This window comes from Dethiosulfovibrio russensis, from assembly GCF_021568855.1.
Taxonomy (GTDB): Bacteria; Synergistota; Synergistia; order Synergistales; family Dethiosulfovibrionaceae; genus Dethiosulfovibrio; species Dethiosulfovibrio russensis.
In genome coordinates this window covers 1-20,118 of sequence record NZ_JAKGUG010000015.1, presented here as the reverse complement: position 1 = coordinate 20,118, position 20,118 = coordinate 1, and the positions used below count along the sequence as shown (strand labels likewise).

32 protein-coding genes are annotated in these 20,118 nt (G+C 53.6%); 4 read left to right on the top strand and 28 right to left on the bottom strand.

Annotated features, from left to right (window positions below):
• Positions 1–12: 12 nt before the first annotated feature.
• Together L2W48_RS12370 and L2W48_RS13200 are read right to left on the bottom strand one after the other, a co-directional pair.
• Positions 13–1,143: a BRO-N domain-containing protein gene (locus tag L2W48_RS12370; protein WP_236100312.1), complete on the bottom strand. Its 1,131-nt coding sequence runs from the start codon at positions 1,141–1,143 to the stop codon at positions 13–15.
• A gap of 119 nt (positions 1,144–1,262) precedes the next feature.
• Entirely contained in the window at positions 1,263–1,412 is a 150-nt protein-coding gene (locus L2W48_RS13200; RefSeq protein WP_321499391.1) for an RH3 domain-containing protein, read from the bottom strand.
• 112 nt (positions 1,413–1,524) lie between these two features.
• Here L2W48_RS13200 and L2W48_RS12365 point away from each other — a divergent pair, with 112 nt between their 5' ends.
• A complete protein-coding gene (locus L2W48_RS12365) occupies positions 1,525–1,698 on the top strand; it encodes a hypothetical protein (protein ID WP_236100314.1) in 174 nt (57 codons plus the stop codon).
• A gap of 94 nt (positions 1,699–1,792) precedes the next feature.
• Here the strand turns inward: L2W48_RS12365 and L2W48_RS12360 are convergent, their stop codons facing one another.
• From L2W48_RS12360 to L2W48_RS12285, 16 genes are all read right to left on the bottom strand, one after another.
• Complete coding sequence (locus L2W48_RS12360) at positions 1,793–2,245, bottom strand: hypothetical protein (protein WP_236100316.1); 453 nt, start codon at positions 2,243–2,245, stop codon at positions 1,793–1,795.
• A 236-nt stretch (positions 2,246–2,481) separates the two neighbouring features.
• The gene (locus tag L2W48_RS12355) at positions 2,482–3,063 is read right to left on the bottom strand and encodes a hypothetical protein (RefSeq protein WP_236100317.1); all 582 of its coding nucleotides are present in this window, start codon (positions 3,061–3,063) and stop codon (positions 2,482–2,484) included.
• Positions 3,063–3,833, bottom strand: a complete 771-nt coding sequence (locus L2W48_RS12350) for a hypothetical protein (RefSeq protein ID WP_236100320.1) — start codon at positions 3,831–3,833, stop codon at positions 3,063–3,065. Before L2W48_RS12350 ends, L2W48_RS12355 begins: the two co-directional genes overlap by 1 nt.
• Before the next feature lie 14 nt (positions 3,834–3,847).
• Positions 3,848–4,282, bottom strand: coding sequence for a hypothetical protein (locus L2W48_RS12345; protein WP_236100321.1), 435 nt, complete (start codon positions 4,280–4,282; stop codon positions 3,848–3,850).
• Positions 4,283–4,286: 4 nt separating this feature from the next.
• Positions 4,287–4,913, bottom strand: a complete 627-nt coding sequence (locus L2W48_RS12340; RefSeq protein WP_236100366.1) for a hypothetical protein — start codon at positions 4,911–4,913, stop codon at positions 4,287–4,289.
• 18 nt (positions 4,914–4,931) lie between these two features.
• Positions 4,932–5,246: a head-tail joining protein gene (locus L2W48_RS12335; protein WP_236100322.1), complete on the bottom strand. Its 315-nt coding sequence runs from the start codon at positions 5,244–5,246 to the stop codon at positions 4,932–4,934.
• Positions 5,246–5,569, bottom strand: a complete 324-nt coding sequence (locus L2W48_RS12330) for a DUF2190 family protein (RefSeq protein WP_236100324.1) — start codon at positions 5,567–5,569, stop codon at positions 5,246–5,248. Before L2W48_RS12330 ends, L2W48_RS12335 begins: the two co-directional genes overlap by 1 nt.
• A gap of 38 nt (positions 5,570–5,607) precedes the next feature.
• Positions 5,608–7,596 carry a prohead protease/major capsid protein fusion protein gene (locus L2W48_RS12325; protein WP_236100326.1) on the bottom strand — a complete coding sequence of 663 codons (1,989 nt, stop codon included), beginning with the start codon at positions 7,594–7,596 and terminating at the stop codon, positions 5,608–5,610.
• A gap of 6 nt (positions 7,597–7,602) precedes the next feature.
• Positions 7,603–9,087 (bottom strand): phage portal protein, encoded by a 1,485-nt coding sequence (locus L2W48_RS12320; RefSeq protein WP_236100328.1) that lies wholly within the window; start codon positions 9,085–9,087, stop codon positions 7,603–7,605.
• A complete protein-coding gene (locus L2W48_RS12315) occupies positions 9,071–9,262 on the bottom strand; it encodes a hypothetical protein (RefSeq protein ID WP_236100329.1) in 192 nt (63 codons plus the stop codon). The genes L2W48_RS12320 and L2W48_RS12315 overlap by 17 nt, the downstream gene beginning before the upstream one ends.
• 13 nt (positions 9,263–9,275) lie before the next feature.
• Entirely contained in the window at positions 9,276–11,144 is a 1,869-nt protein-coding gene (locus tag L2W48_RS12310) for a terminase gpA endonuclease subunit (RefSeq protein WP_236100331.1), read from the bottom strand.
• A 2-nt stretch (positions 11,145–11,146) separates the two neighbouring features.
• Positions 11,147–11,683, bottom strand: a complete 537-nt coding sequence (locus tag L2W48_RS12305) for a hypothetical protein (RefSeq protein WP_236100334.1) — start codon at positions 11,681–11,683, stop codon at positions 11,147–11,149.
• 593 nt (positions 11,684–12,276) lie between these two features.
• A complete protein-coding gene (locus L2W48_RS12300) occupies positions 12,277–12,936 on the bottom strand; it encodes a tyrosine-type recombinase/integrase (RefSeq protein ID WP_236100336.1) in 660 nt (219 codons plus the stop codon).
• A 13-nt stretch (positions 12,937–12,949) separates the two neighbouring features.
• Positions 12,950–13,147, bottom strand: coding sequence for a hypothetical protein (locus tag L2W48_RS12295; protein ID WP_236100338.1), 198 nt, complete (start codon positions 13,145–13,147; stop codon positions 12,950–12,952).
• Between the two features lie 78 nt (positions 13,148–13,225).
• Complete coding sequence (locus L2W48_RS12290; protein ID WP_236115018.1) at positions 13,226–13,723, bottom strand: DUF2335 domain-containing protein; 498 nt, start codon at positions 13,721–13,723, stop codon at positions 13,226–13,228.
• Positions 13,713–13,913: a hypothetical protein gene (locus L2W48_RS12285; protein ID WP_236100341.1), complete on the bottom strand. Its 201-nt coding sequence runs from the start codon at positions 13,911–13,913 to the stop codon at positions 13,713–13,715. Before L2W48_RS12285 ends, L2W48_RS12290 begins: the two co-directional genes overlap by 11 nt.
• Positions 13,914–14,091: 178 nt before the next feature.
• On the opposite strand from L2W48_RS12285, the gene L2W48_RS12280 reads away from it, so the two are divergent.
• Both L2W48_RS12280 and L2W48_RS12275 read left to right on the top strand, forming a co-directional pair.
• A complete protein-coding gene (locus L2W48_RS12280) occupies positions 14,092–14,394 on the top strand; it encodes an addiction module antidote protein (RefSeq protein ID WP_236100343.1) in 303 nt (100 codons plus the stop codon).
• Positions 14,378–14,998, top strand: coding sequence for a hypothetical protein (locus L2W48_RS12275; protein ID WP_236100346.1), 621 nt, complete (start codon positions 14,378–14,380; stop codon positions 14,996–14,998). Before L2W48_RS12280 ends, L2W48_RS12275 begins: the two co-directional genes overlap by 17 nt.
• 151 nt (positions 14,999–15,149) lie before the next feature.
• Here the strand turns inward: L2W48_RS12275 and L2W48_RS12270 are convergent, their stop codons facing one another.
• The 10 genes from L2W48_RS12270 to L2W48_RS12225 all read right to left on the bottom strand — a co-directional run bounded on the left by L2W48_RS12270 (position 15,150) and on the right by L2W48_RS12225 (position 19,220).
• Complete coding sequence (locus tag L2W48_RS12270) at positions 15,150–15,635, bottom strand: hypothetical protein (RefSeq protein ID WP_236100348.1); 486 nt, start codon at positions 15,633–15,635, stop codon at positions 15,150–15,152.
• 24 nt (positions 15,636–15,659) lie between these two features.
• On the bottom strand, positions 15,660–15,830 hold the full coding sequence (locus L2W48_RS12265; protein WP_236100349.1) for a hypothetical protein: 171 nt from the start codon (positions 15,828–15,830) through the stop codon (positions 15,660–15,662).
• Between the two features lie 3 nt (positions 15,831–15,833).
• Entirely contained in the window at positions 15,834–16,259 is a 426-nt protein-coding gene (locus L2W48_RS12260) for a hypothetical protein (RefSeq protein ID WP_236100350.1), read from the bottom strand.
• On the bottom strand, positions 16,256–17,131 hold the full coding sequence (locus tag L2W48_RS12255) for a helix-turn-helix domain-containing protein (protein ID WP_236100353.1): 876 nt from the start codon (positions 17,129–17,131) through the stop codon (positions 16,256–16,258). Before L2W48_RS12255 ends, L2W48_RS12260 begins: the two co-directional genes overlap by 4 nt.
• 4 nt (positions 17,132–17,135) lie before the next feature.
• Positions 17,136–17,405 (bottom strand): hypothetical protein, encoded by a 270-nt coding sequence (locus L2W48_RS12250; protein ID WP_236100354.1) that lies wholly within the window; start codon positions 17,403–17,405, stop codon positions 17,136–17,138.
• A 285-nt stretch (positions 17,406–17,690) separates the two neighbouring features.
• Entirely contained in the window at positions 17,691–17,870 is a 180-nt protein-coding gene (locus L2W48_RS12245; RefSeq protein WP_236100356.1) for a hypothetical protein, read from the bottom strand.
• Between the two features lie 2 nt (positions 17,871–17,872).
• Positions 17,873–18,031 (bottom strand): hypothetical protein, encoded by a 159-nt coding sequence (locus tag L2W48_RS12240; protein WP_236100357.1) that lies wholly within the window; start codon positions 18,029–18,031, stop codon positions 17,873–17,875.
• A 1-nt stretch (position 18,032) separates the two neighbouring features.
• Entirely contained in the window at positions 18,033–18,359 is a 327-nt protein-coding gene (locus L2W48_RS12235) for a hypothetical protein (RefSeq protein ID WP_236100359.1), read from the bottom strand.
• Between the two features lie 12 nt (positions 18,360–18,371).
• Entirely contained in the window at positions 18,372–18,668 is a 297-nt protein-coding gene (locus L2W48_RS12230) for a helix-turn-helix domain-containing protein (RefSeq protein ID WP_236100361.1), read from the bottom strand.
• A gap of 78 nt (positions 18,669–18,746) precedes the next feature.
• Positions 18,747–19,220, bottom strand: a complete 474-nt coding sequence (locus tag L2W48_RS12225; RefSeq protein ID WP_236100362.1) for a helix-turn-helix domain-containing protein — start codon at positions 19,218–19,220, stop codon at positions 18,747–18,749.
• Between the two features lie 153 nt (positions 19,221–19,373).
• Between L2W48_RS12225 and L2W48_RS12220 the strand changes: the two genes are divergently transcribed.
• A complete protein-coding gene (locus L2W48_RS12220) occupies positions 19,374–20,006 on the top strand; it encodes a helix-turn-helix domain-containing protein (RefSeq protein ID WP_236100365.1) in 633 nt (210 codons plus the stop codon).
• The last annotated feature ends 112 nt before the right edge of the window (positions 20,007–20,118 follow it).

Here is a 20,118-nt window from a genome sequence, read left to right as displayed (position 1 = left end):
CCTTTGTCAGTATTAGTCAACCTCTACGACCACAGCAACACCGAAGTGATTCAGGAACCAATCTCGCCCTCTCTCGTTATAGACGAAAGTCATCACCTCTTTGCTGGAATAACGGGACTTGCTCCTTATCCAATAGCCGTAATCTCCGGCCTTCCCCATAGGGCTCTTTAGATCGTGAGAGGTGGCCACTTTACCTATGACCTGGGCCGACACTCCACACTCTTTTCCTATGTCCGTAGCTGAATACATGGCCTCGGTGGATTTCGGTAGAAGGTGGCTCATGTCGGTCTCCGCAACCAACTCACCGTATTTAGCCATGAACACTGTTTTGGATTCGCTTGTCATTACATCCTTAAAGGTCTCTATACCCTTCAGGATCATCTGAGCCATTCGGCAGTTTGCGTTACGCTCCATAACCTCTAAGCGTTTTCTGGATAACTCCTCTTTTTTATCGTTCTTCGATAGCTTGCTTCCCGGAAGGGCATAGCTACCGGTCTTTCTTATGGTCGGCAGAAGCTCGTGGGTAAGCCAGCGTTTGAATCGTTTGGCATCGGGCTTCCTGGATCTGAGGATAAGGGAGTAAAGACCGGGTTCGTTGATGATGACCCGATCAGGCCCACCCTCCATACTGTGGATGGTGCTCTTTTCGTCCTCGTCCAGAAGGGCTAATGTGCTATTGGGATTAGCAAGTCCTAGCACATCACAAACATCCTTAGCCATCCACCAGGGGTTACCGTCTATGAAGACAACCCTTACGGGCTTCTGCTCGAACTCGAACAACGTCACATCAGAATCACCAGCTACGGGGTTAGCCTCCAACACGTCTATCATATCTTCTACCTCCCTTCGTCCCTCTGCGGCACGAAAAAAATCGAAAGCGGACCTCATCTCGCCTTTCTCGTCGTTTCTTTCCATAATGGCAACGATTTTCGACATATCGGCGGAATCTCCTAAGGCCTCCATTCGATTCACGTAAAGCCATGCGAAATACACGACCCAGCCGTAGAAAGTAGTTTTATCGACATTTTTAGGCAGATCACGCAACCCCGACGATCTATATTCAAAAACATCATCTACGGCCCTTTTTATCAATTCCCTGCCTTGAATATCCGTATTCCCTGCTTTTTCCTTAATTTCGAGCATAAAAAAAGCCCCCTTACGTCCATAGGGACAGGGAGCCATCGACATGGTACAATTAGTCCATGTGAGGGCTTGTCCCTTGCTGTTGGGCCCGAATAACAGTATTGTCTTGGCGGACGCTGTTATTCGGGTTTCTTATTTTCCTCAACGTAGTAAATCATGAATCGTTCCAAAACATCGTTCATTTTTTCATCCCGCTCAACGCACGCCAACTTGAATTGCTTCTGAATGTCAGAGTCAATCGTCGTGGTAAATGATTTTCGCTTTCCCAAATTATCACCTCCACAAAGAGCTTATCATACGTTTATATGTTTAGCAACCTTCTACTTTCAAAGGGGCTTATCCCGTCAAATTGGATTGTTCTAACAAAGGAGGTCCATCACGATGAGCCGTATTCTTGAAGAAATGCACGAAACAGCTCGTGAGCTCTACGAAGCAGGGAGCTTTTCCGAAAACCAGATGCAAAAATTCGATGTCATGTGTCTCCCGAAGGTTCCCAACTACTCCTCTGAAGACACAAAATATACTCGTAAAAGAGACTCCCTTCGCCATCTTTAAAGCCAAGAGAAACCTTCACGATGTTTTCCCCCTACAAAGCCCAGGGAGATAGATATTACCCTCAACAAAAAAGACCCCTCGGATGAGGGGCCTTTCATTTCGCTATCTCAATTAGAGCTTTGCCAATCCTGGCCCATCCACCGGTAGCCATGAGGAAAGCAAACCCGGCAAGCACGAAGATCACCGAGGCAGCAACTCCCTGCCAAACTCCGTACATAAAACCATGATCCTTGTGGTTTCGGATGAATTCCGCCTCTTGCCTCCGCCTTGCTTCCTCCAGATCCTGGGCTACAGCCTCATCAAGAAAAAGCTGAGCCAGCATCGTCGCTCGATCCTTGTAAAACCTAACCTGAGAATCCCTTTGAGATAACTCGACAAACGGGACTAGATCCTCGTCGGTGACATCTTTGCCTCCGTTTTTCAACTTTATCTTAGCGATTTCCTCACGTTTTTGGTTTTTATATATCGAATAGGCTATATGACCAAGGATATCATTTTCACCTTTTACGAGCTTATCGTAGATGAAATTGAACTGCTTGTTGGACATGCCGTCTATTCACTTTCCGAACGGTTCAAAGCCTCGAACGCAGCTCTAAAGGCCCTGTCTATCTCCCCCTGCGTTTTTTCCGTCCTCACAGTAGGGCAAGACACAGGATAAGCCCCAGAGCGAACACGCTCCGCAGCAACCAAAACAGTGTGTCGGCTACAAGATGCTTTTCTCTCCATGGAACTCTCCCCCCTTCCTAGGCCTCATTATACGATAGCGTCGAAGCATCGACAACACTACATACCCGAGACCCCGCTCCTTACCAGGTCCTCTATGGTCCCTCTCTTGGCGGTCGTGGGCTTTGCATCGGTATAACCTCCTTCGTCGCCGGAGAGGACCTCACGGGCGGCCTTTAAGAAGCCGACGAACTGCCAGTAGGTCCAGCGGTGGAACATGGTATCTTCGTCAATCCCGAAAGCTCGCCTCATGTGGAGGCAGAACTTAGGCCATCCCAGAGGATCGTTATCGCCGTCCTCCTCCCCCTCGCCGGACCTATCGAGGTTAAGATCCTCCAGGATCTCGCTCACCTGGTTTGCCTCCCACACAATGCCCAAAAGCCCGGCCTTAACTTCCATATCCTCCGCAGGAAGGGACTCCGCTGTGGGAAAGCAGTCCATCAGCAGGGGGTCCAGAACCTTTCTATCGGACAAAAGGGCCTCCATCGCCTCTTTCCTGTCGGGTATCCTGTCTTCGCAAAGCTCCTTTATAGCCAGCACAAGGGCGGAGACGTCCGCCCTCGTGAGGTATTTCAGCCTGTGAGCCTTCCCCCCTATGGTTATAACCAGCCTGGGAGGATCGGGAAAATGGCGAATGACCATTACCAGCCTCCTCCGGGAACCGCCTCCGCCGGAACGTCCATGACGGTCATCAACTGCTGTCCCGCTGGCTTGCTGCTGTCAGCAATAGCGGTAACCTTTACCGCCAGAGGGGCCTCGGAAGCCTCTTTGAAAGCCATGGCGAAGTTGCCCTTTACCTTCCCCTTCCAGATCCGAATGTGGCGATACAGCCCATCCCGACGCTTGTGGTAGAAGTCCACCCTGAAAGTCTTGTCCGTAGATGTCCCACCACCGACGCCAAAGCCCTTGCTTTCGTAGGTCCTGTAGGTATATGTGACCTTAACGTCCTCTCCGTCGGCGACCTTCGAGGAGGATGGAACCCTGTAGATCTTGCCTTCCAGACGGTCCAGATAATAGTCGGTCCCCTCGGTCAGGGCGGTTCCCGATACGGTGGTGACCGTGGCGTTCCCATCGACCCTTCCCTTTGCCAGCATGGTATGGGTCGAATCGAACAGGGCTACAACCTCATCGGTGGCGGTGGCCGTCCCGGACCCCCCGGCAATGGGGGCATACTCGGGCATAATCCGACAGATAACGTCGAGGTTCGTCTCGAGCATGTTGAAATCCAGGCTCAAAGACTCCCCTGTCAGGGCGGACAGTACCACCGTCGCAGGGAACCCGGCCTTAAGCTCGTACATCTCTTTCTCGTGGTCGAAGGTCAGATCGTCTTTAAGCTGACCGACGTCCTCGCCGTCGAGATACATCTTTCCCGATCCCAGGATAATGTCGTTGGGATTTCTTACGTTTGCCATCTAAACCACTCCCCTCACCACTCAGCTATAGCCAGCTCGATCTCACCGACGAAGGCCGGGGCCTGCTCGGAGCTGTGAAGATCGTAGCCGGTGTAGGTTATCCGATACTGAGACCCTACAGGCTCCAAAGCGGCCATCAAAAGCTCCCCTAGCTCGTCCACCTGGAGGAAGCCCGGAAAGGTGACCAGGTTGTCCTCTCTCTCCACTGAGCCGTTGGACACAGCCCAGGTCATAACAACCTTATGCTCTCCTTTGCCTCCCATATCGAAATCGCTCTTGTCGGGGATAAGGATCACCGTCGGGAGCTCATCGTCTACCGGAGGACGGCGGGCGTTGTACCCCGCCATGATCGTCGGAGGCTTCCCGAACTTCTCCATACAAAAAGCCCGGACCTCATCGGACCGGGCTATCATGTCTCGCACATCCATCATTACCTGAGTCAACCTCATAGGGCTACCACCAACTCCCATACACTTTATGTTTTCTCTTCGGAGGACTCTTCATCTTATCGTCCATATAGCCGTCGATCTTCTTGACGAAATAGCCGGGGATCCTGGGGGCCAGGGCCTGCCTCATAGGATCTATAGTAGGCCTGGCGGGTATGTTTATCTCCGTGGTGCTCCGTCGGAGGAACGCCCCGGTCTTTTTTACACCCCTCTTTCTGCTCTTACCGTATCTGGCCCCACTCCACCAAAACCGCCTCATCTTGTCGGTCACCGGAATCTTCTTGCCTTTTTCGTGGATCGACCCCCAGTAAACCGCACTCCTGGAAAGCCACCCTACCGACACCGACCCATCCTCATCCTTATATTGATACCCAACAGCCTTGCCTAGCTTGCCCAGAATCTGCCCCTTGGCGGACCCCTTTTTCATGGCAGACCGGCCAGATACCTTTCGCCTGCTCAACCCCGCCAGAGGGGCATAGCGACGGCCACCGGGAGCACCGCTTTTTATGCCCTCCCTTATCTCCTTCTGCATCCACCAGCCCAGGGACTTCAAGGCCCTTCGGCGTATGTCGGGCATCTCCTTTATAACGTCCTCAACCCATGGAGTTGCCATATCCTCCCAAGAAATACTCACCGACAAGGCAATCCCTCCTCAAAACACCGATCTATCGGTACGGACCTCCAGAAGCACCGTGGCCACCGTTCGGGAGATCTCCCGAACCACCGACCACCCCTCGCCGGAGATCTCTACGATATCCCCTTCCTCTGGGGTAACGTCCGACAGCTTCACCCTTATGGTTCCCTCGGTGGAAGACCCCTCGCTGCTGAAGCCTGTGCCGTCTTGGGCACTTCTGCCCCTCCTGACTATGGCCCGGATCTCCACGCCGTTGTAAAAGACCGTCTCCGCCAGATCTCCCGCCATTAGGGACTCTGCGGCCGAAGCCAGGTGATCCCGAAAGGAAGCCATCAGTCTATCTTCACATCCACCGTCGAAACCGAGGCCGCCTTAGGGGCGAAGACATACCCGGCCCTGGGCTTGTCACCGGTTTTGTCCTTCGTCACCTTACCCACAGAGGCATCCCAGAAAAGCTCCTCCCCAGGCAAAAAGCCCTCCCCTGTAACCGCAGGAAGCTGAAACACCCCAGAAACCGCCAAAGCTCCCAGTTTCCCAGCGGGGATATCTGTCACCGCAACCCCGATACGACCGCCTAAAACCACCACCTGATCCACAAAGACATCGGCATCGGGGGAATAATCCATCCTGCTTCCGCTTTGGACATAACTCCTCATAGTCTCTCTCCTCCCTTCAAATCAAAGAACCCCGGAGCCTATGCCCCAGGGTTCTTCTGAAAGCCACGCCAGTCCATGGCCTTGGCTCCTACGTCTATACGCACTTTGTAGCTGGTTCCGTCCACGTTCCAGACCTGCTGCTGTTCCAGATAAGGCTCTTTTATCCCGTTCAGGAAAAACAGCTTTACCGTCTTGCCCTTCTCGGCGGCAAGGTAGAAAGCGGTCTCGCTCACGTCGTCCAGCCTGGGGTCTGATACAAGCTCGAAGGCCCCGGCGTAGGGGTTAGATCCTCCTCCGGTGGCCTTATTGGCCGCGGTATCCACCGAAAGGGGGGTCTCGGTCTGCTTCAAAAACCGCCTCGCCGCCAGCTCCAGAGACACAGGAACCACGAGAAACTTGGGGACCACCGTCAGACGCCTCTTGCCACTGAGGTCGGCCTGCCTCTTCATCGCCATAACCATGGTGGACAAAGCGGCAAGGGTGGCCTCGAAGTCGGTAAAGCTGAAAGCCGCGGCGGCCTGGAGGTTGTTGTGGGCGGCACAGAACAGATCCTTCTTGTCCCCCATCTTGGGGTTATCCAAAAAGGCCTGATATCCCACGTCGGCGACCTTACGTCTGGCGGCCTCGCCCATCTTCTTAGGCGTGTCGGTCAAGACTCCAAGGGCGTCGTTTATGATCGCCTGCCTGGAGATCGAAAACACCCTGCCGAAGGTCCCTATCTTCCAGGCCTCCGACTCCTCGCCCATAGACCCTGCCTTGTACTCCCCGTCCTCGGTTATAGGGAGCAGATCGTCAACCTCTCCGGCCCTGGCCCCTCGATGCTCCTTAAAGTCCGAGACTACACCGGAGTCGTCCATCCACTTAAGGTAACTCTCCTCCTGGAAGCCCCATCCGTCCATCAGGGAAACCCTGGCGACATCGCCCAGGATAACCGGCAGATCGGAGGTGGTGAGGGCACGGCCTATCATCTCCATGGGATGAAAGCCCGGACTCTCGCCGTTTCTTACAAGGCACTCCTCCGCCAACCTCTCAAGCCGGAAGCCCCGGAGATCCGCCGCACCGGGAGCGGGGTCTTTCACATCTACCCCACCACGAAGACAGAGGGCATCCACAGCGGCGGAACGAAACTTCTCCTTCTCGTCTTTAGTCACAGTCCCCGGGACGTTAAGAGGCTGCCTGTCCGCCTGGAGCCTCTTGATAACCTCCGCCCTCACGGACTCCACGCTGGCCCCCGACCTAACGAACTCCTCAAGGTCCAGGCTAAAAGACCTCGCCATCTGCTGGATCTCCGAAGCCCTCTCCCGCTCCTCCCTGATAGCCCTGCTGATCGAATCATCGGGGCTGGCCGGTCCCTCCGGCTGTCCCTGGGGCTGACTCCGGTTCTCCGGCTGGCCCTGGCCCTCCGGCCCCGTCCCCGCTCCGCTCCTGGTTCCATCACCAGGCAAAGGCACATTTCTTTTCACTTCGTCGTCTCCTCCTTCTGCGTCTGCGCTCCGACCGATCCCCACCGAGGAATCTGCCGGAACGGATACTATGGAAATCTCAAGCCCTTCCCACCGGGTGGCGACAAAACAGGGGCCGTTAAACCGGCCATCGCTTGAGACGTTGCCGGACCTCACTTCCTCCCAGTTGTTCACCCTGTAGCCCACCGAAACGCCCTTCAAAGATCCAGACAGGACCTTTCGATACACCTTATCGCTTTCCTCGTCGTCGTCGAACCGGACCAGGGCCTTGCCCTTCCTGGTGGCCTCGTCGATCCAGACCTTCTCTATGGCCCCTATAGGCTGGTCGGACCTATGGTTCCACAGGAGGACTCCCATTTCCTCAAACCGCTTAAAGTCCGCCGCCCCAGGGCTATGGGACAGATATTCCGTCGTATTACACCGGGTGACAGGGCTTTCCGACGAAAAAGAGAGCTCCACAGTTCGGGAGCCCTCTTCCGCCTTCCGTCCCTCAAAGCCCGCTATCTCCTGATAGCGAACGCCCTCAGAGGGTTGATCTCTCCTGCCGTAGCTTCCAATAGTCATAAAATCTCACCCTTTCGCCCCTTCCGACTCATCCAGCCCCAGACTCTTCCAGTATTCCATCTCCCGGCCCCTTTGCTCTAACACTTCTCGCCAATCCCTGCCCTTGGAGGCACAGACATCCTGCAACGTAGTCAGGCCGGCGGAAAGCTCTTTTGTGGTGGCCACCACCTCCTTTAGGGGATCGACCCACTGTCTGCCTGGAGGAACCCACCGACAGCGGTTATAGACCTCAGGCTGAGAAAAATAGTCCCTTATGGTCACCTTCCCCGACAGGACACAGGAAGCCACAAAGGAGTTCCATACCGGCTCCATAACCTTCTCGACGATAATCTGCCTCAAAACCTTATACCCAGCCTCGTCCTCTAAAGCCGCCGCCCTGGCTGAGCTGTAGTTTGTCTGGCTCACGTCCCGGCTCACTGCCTCGTAACTTTGGCCCATACCGGCCCCCACCAATCTCTGCTGGAGGGTAACGAAGTCCGACGCTCCGGCGTTGGGATGGGTCGGGTTTGCGAAAGTTACGTCCGCCCCTTCGGGCAGGGTGTTTATAATCCCAGGCTCCAGCCTGGTCACCGGCTTATCCCGACCGGACCTATCCTGGATCATGCCGCTACGGCCCACAGAAGCAGGGCCACCGGATCCGGTCTTAACGAAAGCGGCGAAACAGGCCGCCACCCTTGCCGCCATAAGCTCGGCGTCCATATACTCCCCCGAGTCCTTTATGTTGCCCATGACGTGTGCAAACTGGCTCATGCCCCTGACCGCCTGAGGCCTGGTCTTCAGAAACAGAGGGAACACCCTCTCCGCCGGAACCCTCACTGCCTCGGTTGGGATACCGTCAATATTGTCTTTGTAAAACCAATACCCTACAGGCTTCCAGGTTGGCGACACCTCGACACCGGAGACTATCCGAACATCCTTCTTGCCGGGGATCCACGTCGCCAGGGCGTCGGCCTCCACAAGCTGGACCTGTAGGGGCAGATACTCCCCGGTGGACACCATCATGGTAAAGATCTCCCCGTCGGTCACCATCCGGCGAAGCATCATCCGCTGAAGGCCATAGAAACTGTCGTGGCCAGTAACGTCGCAGTTATCCGGCTTGGCCCACACCTCCCAAAGAGCCTCCAGCTGGTTGTTAAGGTCGTCCATCTCGTAGCCCGATTTATCCAAAACCTTAGCCTGAGGCCTTAGCCCTGTGCCTATGACGTTACGCTCCAGAGCAAGCAGGACGCTTTGGGCTATGCCGTTGTTCCTCTCTAAATCCCTTGCCCTCGCCCTTATCCTGTCTCTGTACACCCTGTCGGTCTCGTCTGGCCTCTGATTCACCGGAGTCCAGCCGCTGCCGTACCGGTCCAGCCTGGCGGCGTCGTAGCTGCGACTGGCGACTAAAGACTCCATCCTCTCCCTGTCGGACATCCTCCTAAGGGCCACAGAGGGAGCCACCATACCGATAGCCCTGTCCAGCGCGAAACCCGCCTTACCAAACCACGACACGACTACCTCCTCCGTCCTCGATGCTCAAAACACTCCGAAGCTCTTTTATCCTCTTTTGGAGGTTGGCCAGGTTAGCCCTCTCCACTTTCAGGCCGTTATCGTCCACAGCCTGACCGCCCTCCAACACCGCCTGGAGGGCCTTTTCGTACATCTCCAGCTCTTCCCTCGGGGTCATCGATCCACCTCCTCTAGCTAAACCAGCCCTTTCCTGAGCCCGAATCCAACCAGGAATTTTCCTCTTCCGTCTGGGGCCTTCCCAGACTCTCCCTCTCTTCCTCCGTCGGCATATAGTGAAGGTTCATCATCCTGGCGGCCAAAGCGGCGTAGACCTCGCAGTCCAGGAGGTGGTTTGCCCCATGGCCGGAGATCTTTCGCCACTCGTGCCTGACCTCCCCGCTTTTGGTCTTCACCATAACCTTATGCTCCGAAGCTATCTGCTCGGCATACTCTCTAGGACACCCTCTGAAAAGGGACCACGACCCACGGGAGCCAGGCTCTTTAACCATCCGGCCGAAGATAAAATCCTTCAAAAGAGAGGTGTTGGCCTCCAGCATAACCAAGCCGTCCTGGCTCTTTCGGTCCTTCCGGTCCACCATATGCCTCCGGTAGTAGCTGTCCATAGCCCTGGAGGACCCCTTAACGGGACAAAGCACGTCCCCATACACCACACATGCGTCGTAAACCTCATCGGTCCTATACCCACAGTCCACCAGACAGTAGTTGATCTGGCAGACTCTGCCGTCGCTGAAGCGGAAAACCGGCTCCACTATATGGGCCCTCAAACCGTCTTGCAGGTCCGTCTCGTTCCAGGTGTCGAACCGGCCATACTCGATAAGCCAGGACGTAAGCCCAGGCCCCCAGGCACGAACCACGTAATAGGCCTCCGACTTCTGGATATCCACCCCGGCGGTAATAGCCACAGCCCCATCGGGAACAAGGCCTCTCTCGTGAGTGCCAACGGCCTCCATAACCCTCTCAGGCTCCGCCTTGGCCACCGAGTCACGGAAGGGCTCAGCCAACCAGGAGTTGACGAAGTTCATCAGGTCCTCTGGACTGTCCTTCGACCGAAGGAACTCGGCGGCAACAGAGCCAAAGGACACCTGAGGAGAATAGATAGAGTTCCAGTGGAACCCCACCCGACGAACCTTATCGGGCTTGCCTCCCTGGGGAACCCAGCAGCCGGTGGAGAGCATAAAGGTCTTGTGCTTGTCCTCAAGGTGACACTGACATCGAGGACAGCGATACCACGCCTTGTCCTCAACCTGAGAGATAATCCTCTGCCTTGCGGTGATATCCTCTTCATCTCTGAGGGCCTCGGTCATCTCCTTGGGCCAGCAGATATCCTTAAAAGACAGAGGGAAGAGTTCTCCGCATCGAGGACAGGCCACCTCGTATCGGTACACCACATCGCACCCCAGTAGCATCCTCCAGATGTTCCCGGTCTCCAAAGTCGGAGTGGAGATATACATCAGCTTCCTGTTACGGAAGGTCTTCGTTCGCTCCCTGCCCAGCTTCAAGGGGTTGGCCTCTCGTCCAGCGAAGGCGGGATACTTGTCGATCTCGTCGAAGATAACGTACCTGACGGGCTTGGAAGCCAAAGACGCAGGGCTATTGGCCCCGGTCAAAGCGACGTACATCCCCCTAAACTGGAGCTCAAGCCTGTCCGACTCCCTCTCTCGAAAGATCCCCTTGAATACGTTGCTTGTCTTTATCATGTCCTGAAGCCGGTTTTCGCTGGCCCACTGAGCCACATCCTCGGTGGGATAGACCACCATAGCCGCCCCAGGGTCCTGACAGATCGTGTAGCCAAGGCAGTTATTCGCCGCCTCCGACGCCCCGGCCTGAGCACCCTTGCAAAGAACGATCTCTTCCACCCCCGGATCGATCCAGGTGTCCATGATCTTTCTGAGGTAGGGCATATAAGACGTGCGCCAAGGCCCCGGCTTAGCCGCCAGCCTGGGAGTCAAAACCCGATACCGGTCCGCCCACTCGCTGACGGTGATCCTCTCCGGTGGCTTACAGGCCGCAAGCTCTCCTTTAGTCCAGGGAATAACCACCGCTATTCCTCCTCCTTTGAATCTGAATCGGGCTCAGGGGTAAAAGGGCCATCCCTGGAATAGCCCTCCCACAGAGCCTGAACCTCGTCCTCCAGGGTCTTTTGGATCTCCACCCTGGACATACCCTCCAGCAGAGAAGGGAGATTATGGACCCAGCCGAACATATTCGTTCGACACACCGTCAGCCGATCCGACCAAGCCTCCTCAACCTGACCGAAGGGGATATACTCCTCCTTCAAAACCGCCAGGCGAATCTCCTCCTGAGCCGCCTTCGCCGCCCGATACTCCGCCTCGGCCTTCAGCTTCATAGCCTGATAACTGCCGCTGCCCTCGGAAGAGGATCGCTCGGTCTCAAGACCACACCTCCACCGATACACCTCCTCAGGATTCCACCATCCTCTGCCGGACTGAGGACAACCGGTCTGCTTCCACTCCAGAAGGGTCTTAGACGTAACCCCAAAGAAAGCGGCACATCGTTTTGTGGACAGCAAAATGACGTCACCCTCCACCTTCACGTTGGGCTTTGCCAGGCCGATCACCTCCCTAGTGAACTTCAGTTTCCACCCCGTTTTGGTGTTTAATGTCGCCGTTTTCTTGATATTTGATGTTTTACATTTAACTTCAAAATCACATTTTAATCGAGATCTTACCTGCGCTGAAAGCGACCCCTGAGGCTCTCCGGCTCAGGAAGGACCCGTAACCTCTCAGCCCTTGCGACAAAAGGCTTTTCGCCTCTTCGACAAGCCCAAAGCTGCCCCTTTTTCCCAACCCTTATACGTAACTCAATAGCAGGGAGTCACCTATAACAACCGATTACCGGAAGGCCCACCAACACAGGCTCCGTGGCCCATCCGCCGGAGATTTATTAATCACGAAAAGGCCCTCTTTCTCCAACATATCGGAAAAACGATTAAATTTGCTCCCAAAAGGGCCATTCATTATTTACCCTCCGAATCTCCAAACCCTTGCAAATACTGAATCCTGCTCGTCGTTTTGGAGCTAATGGAGGTCAAAAACCACGATGTTTAACCCTAGAGCCTCTAAGGCAAGAAAGCAGTCGTTAAAGCAAGACTAAAATTTCACATCCATGACAAGCGGTTAAGCTGTATAAATCACCAGATCAGGGGTCAGATCAGAGGTTCAAAGCCCTGTAATGGGCGTCGGTGATCTCCTTGGTGATCCCCAGATACCGGAGGGTGATCCTCTCCGACGAATGGCCGTACATGGTCTGGATATCCGCCAGAGGGACAGAATCGCCCTCGTAGTAGAGCATATAGCCCAAGGTCTTTCGCATGGAGTGACAGCCGATAGAGGTGGTCCTAAGGTTGATCCTCTCCGCCGAAGGGGCCGCCCTGTTGGCCACCTCGACGGCATCGTTCAGCATCCGGTAGACCTGCATCCTCGATATGGCCCGAGCCCTATCCCTGCCACGGACCGAGGCCCAAAGAGGCTCCCAGGGCTTCAAGCCCCTCTTGTCCTTCCGAAACCTCAGATAATCCTTGAGGGCCTCCTGGATCTTCTCGACCAGAGGGAAGGTTCGGACGTTGCCGGTCTTCCCCTCCTGGACCCTTATCTCGCTCTCGATCCTGATACGACAGCCCTTACCGGCCAAAACATCCCCGACGGACAGGGACAGCAGATCCCCGATCCTAAGGGCCGAGTTGATACCAAAGACAAACAGGGCGTGATCCCTCAAAGCCGCCTCCCTGCTCGCCCTTCCGGAACGATCCAAAATGGCCCGCTTTATCCGGTTGATCTGCCGTCTGCCCCTGAAAGGACTGGTGTACTTCAACTTGCTTCCTCCTTCATTCGCAGGCCCTCCGAAGCTCCTCCAGGCTCCAGCCTCGCTTCACCCTCCGCCCTAGCCACCGCCTCATAAGGCGCACATCGCAGGGCTCGACGATGGTGATGGGATCCGCCATATAGGGGATGGGGTATCTGGCGTCGGAGACACCGACACGCAACCCGCCACGCCCCTCTTTGCGACACCAGATAACGTACATATCCAAACCCTCCTGTTCCAAGGCATGAAAAAAGCCCCGGTCCTGAGGACCGAGGCATCAATTTTTTGATATCATTGTTTAAACCGGTTTGTCATCATCATTTTCTTCTTTCGGTTTTGACTTACGAGAGTTACTATTCCATACTGAAGCTATGACGACGCCTACAGCGGCAAAAATAGCTGCTATGCTTTTCCCACCGAGCCCTTCTCTAGCAAGCAAAATCGAGCAATAAAAGCCCGATAAGCAGATGGCTCCACCCAAGAGAATTCCCAAAGGGACTGCAACAGCTAAGCATTTTGCGGCAAAGCGCCTAGTTCGTCCTTCTTCTTTCATCATATCAACGATATCTCGAGCAGACCCGGGGCAGACTGCCTCATACTCTTCTAAAACGGAAGGCGGAGGCAAGGGGCCCGAAAACCGCACAGAAGACTTCATTATGATCTCGGTAGCGATATGAGCTGTAGCCCCTTTGATAGCAGACGCCTCAGTAGCAGAGAGAGAACCATCTGCGACGTGTTCTTCCAAAACGTCTTCCGTTACCTTTTCAATTTCCCTTAAGTCATTTTCATCTGGCATAGCTGCGCTCTTTTTTAAACCTTGCGAGAGCAGCCCTAGCATCTATCGCAATGTTCTCAGCATCTCTCTCTGCCCAAGCATCAGGCAAAAGCTCATTAACCTTTTCTGCCATAGCAGCCCCGGAGAGATCTCCACATAAGGCGATCCCGTCAATGAGACCAGATATAAAACGATACTTACTGTGAGCCACTAGCCCCACCTCCTCAAGGATAATATCCAAACTCGTAGTATTTAAACGGACCTGTATGGATACCATTTTACCATGATATGCACTAACACACACGACGATAGGCCTGTATAAACCCATCTGGACTCAAAAAAGCCTCAAATCCGTATACACTGGGACTTACTTTTAGAGGTGAACCAATATGACTGAAAAACTTTATGAATACGATTTCGCCGCAGAACTTGACGACATAGAGTCAAGAGAGATCTTCCTTGAAGATGCTTTCGATACGAACGACCCGAGCTATATAGCCCAAGCTCTCGGCGTGGTCGCCAGATCCAAGGGCATGGGCGAAATAGCCAAAAAGACCGGACTGTCCAGAGAACAGCTCTATCGAAGCCTAAGCAATAAAGGCAACCCCACATTGCAGGCCCTTCTTGCCGTCCTAACGGCTTTGAACCTACACCTTATGAGAGGAAGTGACGTCCATGCCAGTGAGCGGTGATGTCGTAACACTGAGTTTCTCTTTAGCTGTAAATAATACCCCTACAGGTTTTTGGGGTAATTTTATTCAAGCCATGAATGACAACCAAGGCGCAATAACAGCAATAGTGGGGATGCTAACCGTATTAGTACTGGTGATCCAACTCTGCATAATGTACCGTCAGGCTAAAATATCAAATCGAGCAAACGAAATCTCAAGGGAAGTTGCCTTTTTACCTATAAAAAAAGAGATGTTGTTTAACGTAATAAGCGAAACAATAAAAACACAAACTTTTTTTATTAAATTTAAAGAAGTAGAAAAATATCGAAATAATTTTATAGCCATACAAGAAGCTAGAAATTTATTTCTTGAAACAGAGATAGCGTTAAAAAATCTTGAAAATAGCATATTAATAGCTAAAAACACATGGGATTTAACTTTTTTATCTTCAATAAACTTCGAAGAAATTCATGGAAAAATAGAAGAACTTGATGATCTCGCACAAAAGTCTGAGAAGGAAAAAGATTGGCTTGCAAATTTTGAATATATTAAGGGAAAATCTTTGGAGATGCAAAACAAGATAAAAGAAGCTTCGGTCTTATACGAAAAAATAAAAATAAGATAATTTATTCCCTATCTATTAAACAGCCTCATCTTTATCTCTATTGCCACGCTATCATTCTACCAGCTCCACAGAAATTAGCACCTACCTTATCAGGGACACAGTGCCACCCTTAGTGAGGTCGTTAGTGGGGACAAAACCGGCACGTTTCCCGTCACCAGTGCAGGGCCTGTTGAAACCTCATTGAGGCCAATCGGGCTATCTGTTCTGGGATCTCCTGACGGCGACGGGATACCGTCTTAGGAGACACACCGCATTTATCGGCGATCGCCTGGAGGGGAGACTTGTCCCCGAGCCTAGAATAGTCGGTTACAAAGGACAGATGGAGCACGAACATATCCCAGTCGAGAGGGGAAAAAGATCTCACCGCTCTGGTGGCCTCGACGACGTTCTTCCAGCCTATCCCCTCCAGAACCCTGTCGATCTCGTCCACCTGCCCCACCTGGTCTAGCAACTGAGATATAGACGGATCCTTGCATATTTTGACCCCCAGGTCATCATCGCCCCTTGCCGCCTCCAGAAGAGGGAGCCACCCCAGCCCCAAAGGACGTGCCACGTCCCCCAAGAGGATCGGAATCCCCTCAGGATGGAATCGGATAAGTAGCTCTATGATCCCTATCAAAGCGTCTCTTCGGTTCATGGAATGCCCCCTCTACTATCTTCCTCAGATCTTCGGTCTCTTCTCTTCCTCCATCATAGCCCTGGTCACCGCATAGCGGCACTCCCGACAACCATTAGGCCGCCGAGAGCACCCCATACCCCACTCGTTTTTAGGCCAGGGAGCCCGACAGGCCACGACCTCATCGGGATCCCTGTTGTATAGCTCTGGGAGCATAGATCAAAACCGGAAACCGTTGCCGGTGGGGCTTGTGGCTACGGAGGGCTTGTCCTTCTCTTTCTTGGCGTCCAGGTAAGCACCGCATTTCCCACCGTAATACTCAGGGAGGAACACCCCGGAGGGGAAATATCTGCCCATCCAATAGTTCCTAAGCTGGATCTCGCCCTGATATCCGTAGTGGGGACACTGAGCCGGGTTGGAGCAGTTGCGACAATGACCAGCCCAATCAATCAGGACCTCGTAGTCGGAAAGCTCCCTGGGGAAAAGTTCTCTCCCCACAGGTCCGGTAAACCGAAACCGATCCCGGATGAAAGCCTCTACTCTGCCCCACCTCTCGGACTCTGACTTCTCCTGGACATGAATACCGTTACGGGTCAACATGGCCTTGAGTGGACCAAGAATATCAAGCGTAGCCCTCTGAATCATCGGCAGTCTCCCTCCTGGTGATATTTCCCCTCCCGGATCTTGATCCAGTTAGTCTTTTTTATTACCCAGTCAAAATCACAAAATCGGCCTTCTACGAGAAACTTGCTTTCGGCCACATAGCCAAAATAAGCCTCCCAGGTGGCAAGATCAGCCCACGGCCACACTGGCCCTTCGGGGTTATCTCCTCGACTCCTCCATCGGGCCCTGAGTGCAGACTGTCTGGCCTCCGAAAGGATTCGGACGCCTCGTTTACCTAGAGGGACCATTGCCTTATCCCACAGATCCGCTATTGCCCTGTAGGGACAAGGTGGTGGTGTCTCACCTGGTTGGGTCTGGGGCATTGCCTCCCCAGGCACAGGGTCGAGGGGAAGTTCCGCCGTTTCCTCGGCGGACTTGCCCACTATGTTTTTATGGTTCTTTGGTTCTAGTTCTATGTCTCTAGTTCTGTGTCCGTCTGACGGACACCGGGGGTCCGCCTGGCGTACACCAGGGGTCCGTGAGACGGACTGCGGGAGTCTTTCTGACGGACTCTCGGTGTCCGTTTGGCGTACTCCTTCGACAGGATTTGAGCCATTGAGGATATACCTATTGACCGTCTGAAACGACTTATTGGTTTGGCTCTGACGAGAGATACAACCGGCATCCTCCAGAATTTTCAGGCTCTTAAAAAGCCTGTCTCTGCTACAGCCCACCTTAGCCGCCAAAGTTTCGGCACTAGGGAAGCACTCCCGATCAGATCCGGCGTAGGCGCACAGCACCGCATAGGTAGCCTTGGCGTATGCGTCTATCCCCTTCCCCTCATCCATCAGAACGGAGATATCCACCCTGGCAAACCAGAATTTTCGATTGTCTATGACCATATTCCGTTCCATGGCTTTACCTCCCATGACTCTCCTCTACCGTACAGCCCCTGAGCTGGTTCCTACGGCGATAGTTGCCGCTCTTTACCGCTGGGTCTTTGGCCATCGCCTTAAAGCAGTCCTCGTGGAACTTGCGCACCGTAGGCCTTTTTAGAAAGAACTCCATATAAACGTACCTTTCGTCGGGGAAGATGGACCCTCCGCACCAGTCACAGCGGTGCTCCACTCTGGCGACACGAAGGACCCTCTTTTCCGGCTTGATCGGTTTGGTTGCCGTTTGTCCCATGAAGATCCCCTCCTGTGATATACTTGGGGTCCAGGGAGTTGCAGCTCCCTGGACCATTCGCTAACTTGTTTTTCTCTCACGCCCACTGGGACGCCTGTCCTTGTGGGCACTTTTTATCTGCCCTGTCCTCCAGATCCACGAAGTAAAGCTGTGGCTCCAAAGGTGAGAGACCGGCTTTCAGCCTATCGCCACACTCCTGGCAGATGTCGGTACATCTGGCCCCGAGATAGTAATATTTCCGAGGATCAATAAGGCACTTGCAATAGACACACCGCCTGACGACCATCACACTGCCTCCGACTCCGATACGACCCCACCAAGGCGAGCTTCAAGCTCTCCAAGGTCCTGATACAGATAGTCCCTCTCGTCCATGAGGGTCTGTATCACCACTGTGGCGTGGATATAAGCCTCTCGCAGAAACGCCACCTCGAAACGCAGATCCGCTAACTCCTTATCTCTATCCACGGCTAACATCTCCTGGCGCTCTCGATCTGCCTCCGCCTGATCATGGCGGTGATATATCCCTCTGCCACTCGGACTGCCCTTCGCGTCCTTGCCCTCCGTTTCTGGTCTCCCATGGAGATATGGGCGTTGCTTGCCAATTGCCTCATAAGGTCCTGCGTCATCTCAACACACCGCCCTTTCTACGTATTTGACCCTGCGTTCCAGGGTCGCCACCTGTAGCTCTGTCCTGCGATAACGGTTTCGGGCCGACGAGTCTTGATACTTCTCAACCAGACCAGCCGCATAATCCAGATTGGCACGTTCCAGCTCCAGAAGATCCCTTAGCTCCGCAAGCTCCTGAGACACCGACAAGCGGAACACCACCGGGCAGTTCATCGCCGCCCTGACTCGGTTCTCTCTAGCTTCCTCCATGGCCTTTTTACGATCGCTGGCCATCATCTGCCGCTGTTTCGAGTAGGCCGAAATGAGCACCGGCTTTTTCTTTGACACGATCTCCCCTCCTTATGCGGTCGCTTTCGCAGCCCTTTCAGCCGTGTAGGCAACTAGGCTGGCGAATGATACCCTTCGACTGCCTCCGAATTTCCTCGAAAATATCTCTCCGCTTTTTACACACCGGAAAATCTGTCTCTCTGAGACATCAGCTATTTCGGCCGCCTCCTTAACCGATATCCACCGATTAGGGTTGTGGTATTTCTCCAAGAGACGCCTGGTCTCTTGGACCTCCTGCCGAGTTTCGCTGAGCTCTCGCCGTGTCTCATGAAGCTCCGCCAAGATAGTTTCCACCGCAACAACGTCCACTTATCCTCGCCTCCTTCAAATAAAAATAAGTCCCCTTCTGCCCGGCTATTTCATGCTTTCCTTTTCGTACACATCACTTCACGAAGCCACCCTTTCGCCTCGCCTGATCGACCGAAGGATTTCCCCGGCCAGAGGGGCTAGGGTCTCCAGCAGGTCGATAAAGGCTCTGTTCTCCGGGTGATTGATTTCGCCGTTATCTCCGACGTCGAGTAACAGTCTCATGACCTCCTCCGGCGTGTCGCATTCAGAGTGGAGTTTTTCAATGGCTCCGATCAGGTCGCAGAGACGACGCTGGAGGGTTTTGAGATCAGGTGGAACAATCACATGGGGTCTAGCCTCCTCCTTCATGATCCCGGCCAGCTCCATATAGAGAGAGCAAGCGGGCAACTCCAATCCCTTTTCCAGAGCAGCGATTTTCTGAACATCGGTCGGAGGATATTTTTCGCCTTCCCAATCACAAACAGTAGTCCTAGTACACCCAACCTTCCTTGCAAGTTGCTCCTGAGTCATTCTTTGAGCCTTTCTAGCGGATTTTATAACGCTACCAAACATCTTTCACCACCCCCTTTGTTCTGGTCTACTTGGATTTTATGTTGACCAAGGACAAAAGTCAAGCTCACCAGAGCAAAAAGGTTGGGCTGACTTTTATTGACTATATCGCTAAAAAAAGTACACTGGACTTGACACGGTGGAGAGGGGATTACAATGATTCGAGGAGATGAAATAAAAAGACTACGCAAATCAAAGGGGTGGACACAGCAGACACTAGCAGAGACAGTGGGAGTGACAAAAACTACGGTTCTAGACTGGGAGAAAGATCGATATTCCCCAGTAGGACAAAACTTGATGTCTCTTGCCAAAGCTTTGGGAGTATCTGCGGCATTCCTTATGGGAGAGACCGACGATCCATCTTCAACGCAGAAAAGCGCCTCCATAGGGATCCTGCAAGCCATGAGAGAGCAAACTGGCCTATCCATAGAGGAGGCGGCTGCCCTCATACATCTACCAGCGGAGGACCTGGAGATGATGGAAATTCACGAAGAAAAGGCAGACGACGCCTTAAAGAACAAACTCATAAAAGCCTATGGGAAATACCTTGCGGAGAAGGACGGCGACATCCAGGGGATGGGATCGAAGCCGAAAAAGGGGCAGAGTGAAGAGGACCTAGAAACCCTGCTCAAGATGCTAGCGGCAGAGGACCCAGATATCGTGCTGAGGTTTCGCCACGTAGCAAAGAACGCCACCAGGCTGGCCCCGGAAGATCGGGAGTTCCTGGCGACGCTCTTCAAAGCGGCATTGGGCAAGATCACACTTGAGGACCATACGGATGAATACTGATAGAAGTACAAAATTATAGTGGACCCGGAAAAATGGACCACCGAGTAAGTTGCTAGGTTAAGGTGAAGAACAGGCTGCTGTATCATAGGTCTCAGAAAGAGAGGGGACATAA

Coding starts and splice junctions, on each gene's coding strand:
- L2W48_RS12355 (WP_236100317.1), bottom strand. CDS start 3,063: ATGGTCATTCGCCATTTTCCCGATCCTCCCAGGCTGGTTATAACCATA.
- L2W48_RS12270 (WP_236100348.1), bottom strand. CDS start 15,635: ATGAACCGAAGAGACGCTTTGATAGGGATCATAGAGCTACTTATCCGA.
- L2W48_RS12350 (WP_236100320.1), bottom strand. CDS start 3,833: ATGGCAAACGTAAGAAATCCCAACGACATTATCCTGGGATCGGGAAAG.
- L2W48_RS12260 (WP_236100350.1), bottom strand. CDS start 16,259: ATGATTCAGAGGGCTACGCTTGATATTCTTGGTCCACTCAAGGCCATG.
- L2W48_RS12220 (WP_236100365.1), top strand. CDS start 19,374: ATGATTCGAGGAGATGAAATAAAAAGACTACGCAAATCAAAGGGGTGG.
- L2W48_RS12290 (WP_236115018.1), bottom strand. CDS start 13,723: ATGCCAGATGAAAATGACTTAAGGGAAATTGAAAAGGTAACGGAAGAC.
- L2W48_RS12335 (WP_236100322.1), bottom strand. CDS start 5,246: ATGGCTTCCTTTCGGGATCACCTGGCTTCGGCCGCAGAGTCCCTAATG.
- L2W48_RS12265 (WP_236100349.1), bottom strand. CDS start 15,830: ATGCTCCCAGAGCTATACAACAGGGATCCCGATGAGGTCGTGGCCTGT.
- L2W48_RS12315 (WP_236100329.1), bottom strand. CDS start 9,262: ATGACCCCGAGGGAAGAGCTGGAGATGTACGAAAAGGCCCTCCAGGCG.
- L2W48_RS12330 (WP_236100324.1), bottom strand. CDS start 5,569: ATGAGGAGTTATGTCCAAAGCGGAAGCAGGATGGATTATTCCCCCGAT.
- L2W48_RS12370 (WP_236100312.1), bottom strand. CDS start 1,143: ATGCTCGAAATTAAGGAAAAAGCAGGGAATACGGATATTCAAGGCAGG.
- L2W48_RS12225 (WP_236100362.1), bottom strand. CDS start 19,220: ATGTTTGGTAGCGTTATAAAATCCGCTAGAAAGGCTCAAAGAATGACT.
- L2W48_RS12295 (WP_236100338.1), bottom strand. CDS start 13,147: ATGTACGTTATCTGGTGTCGCAAAGAGGGGCGTGGCGGGTTGCGTGTC.
- L2W48_RS12360 (WP_236100316.1), bottom strand. CDS start 2,245: ATGTCCAACAAGCAGTTCAATTTCATCTACGATAAGCTCGTAAAAGGT.
- L2W48_RS12250 (WP_236100354.1), bottom strand. CDS start 17,405: ATGGGACAAACGGCAACCAAACCGATCAAGCCGGAAAAGAGGGTCCTT.
- L2W48_RS12255 (WP_236100353.1), bottom strand. CDS start 17,131: ATGGAACGGAATATGGTCATAGACAATCGAAAATTCTGGTTTGCCAGG.
- L2W48_RS12345 (WP_236100321.1), bottom strand. CDS start 4,282: ATGAGGTTGACTCAGGTAATGATGGATGTGCGAGACATGATAGCCCGG.
- L2W48_RS12325 (WP_236100326.1), bottom strand. CDS start 7,596: ATGACTATTGGAAGCTACGGCAGGAGAGATCAACCCTCTGAGGGCGTT.
- L2W48_RS12365 (WP_236100314.1), top strand. CDS start 1,525: ATGAGCCGTATTCTTGAAGAAATGCACGAAACAGCTCGTGAGCTCTAC.
- L2W48_RS12275 (WP_236100346.1), top strand. CDS start 14,378: ATGCCAGTGAGCGGTGATGTCGTAACACTGAGTTTCTCTTTAGCTGTA.
- L2W48_RS12280 (WP_236100343.1), top strand. CDS start 14,092: ATGACTGAAAAACTTTATGAATACGATTTCGCCGCAGAACTTGACGAC.
- L2W48_RS12240 (WP_236100357.1), bottom strand. CDS start 18,031: ATGACGCAGGACCTTATGAGGCAATTGGCAAGCAACGCCCATATCTCC.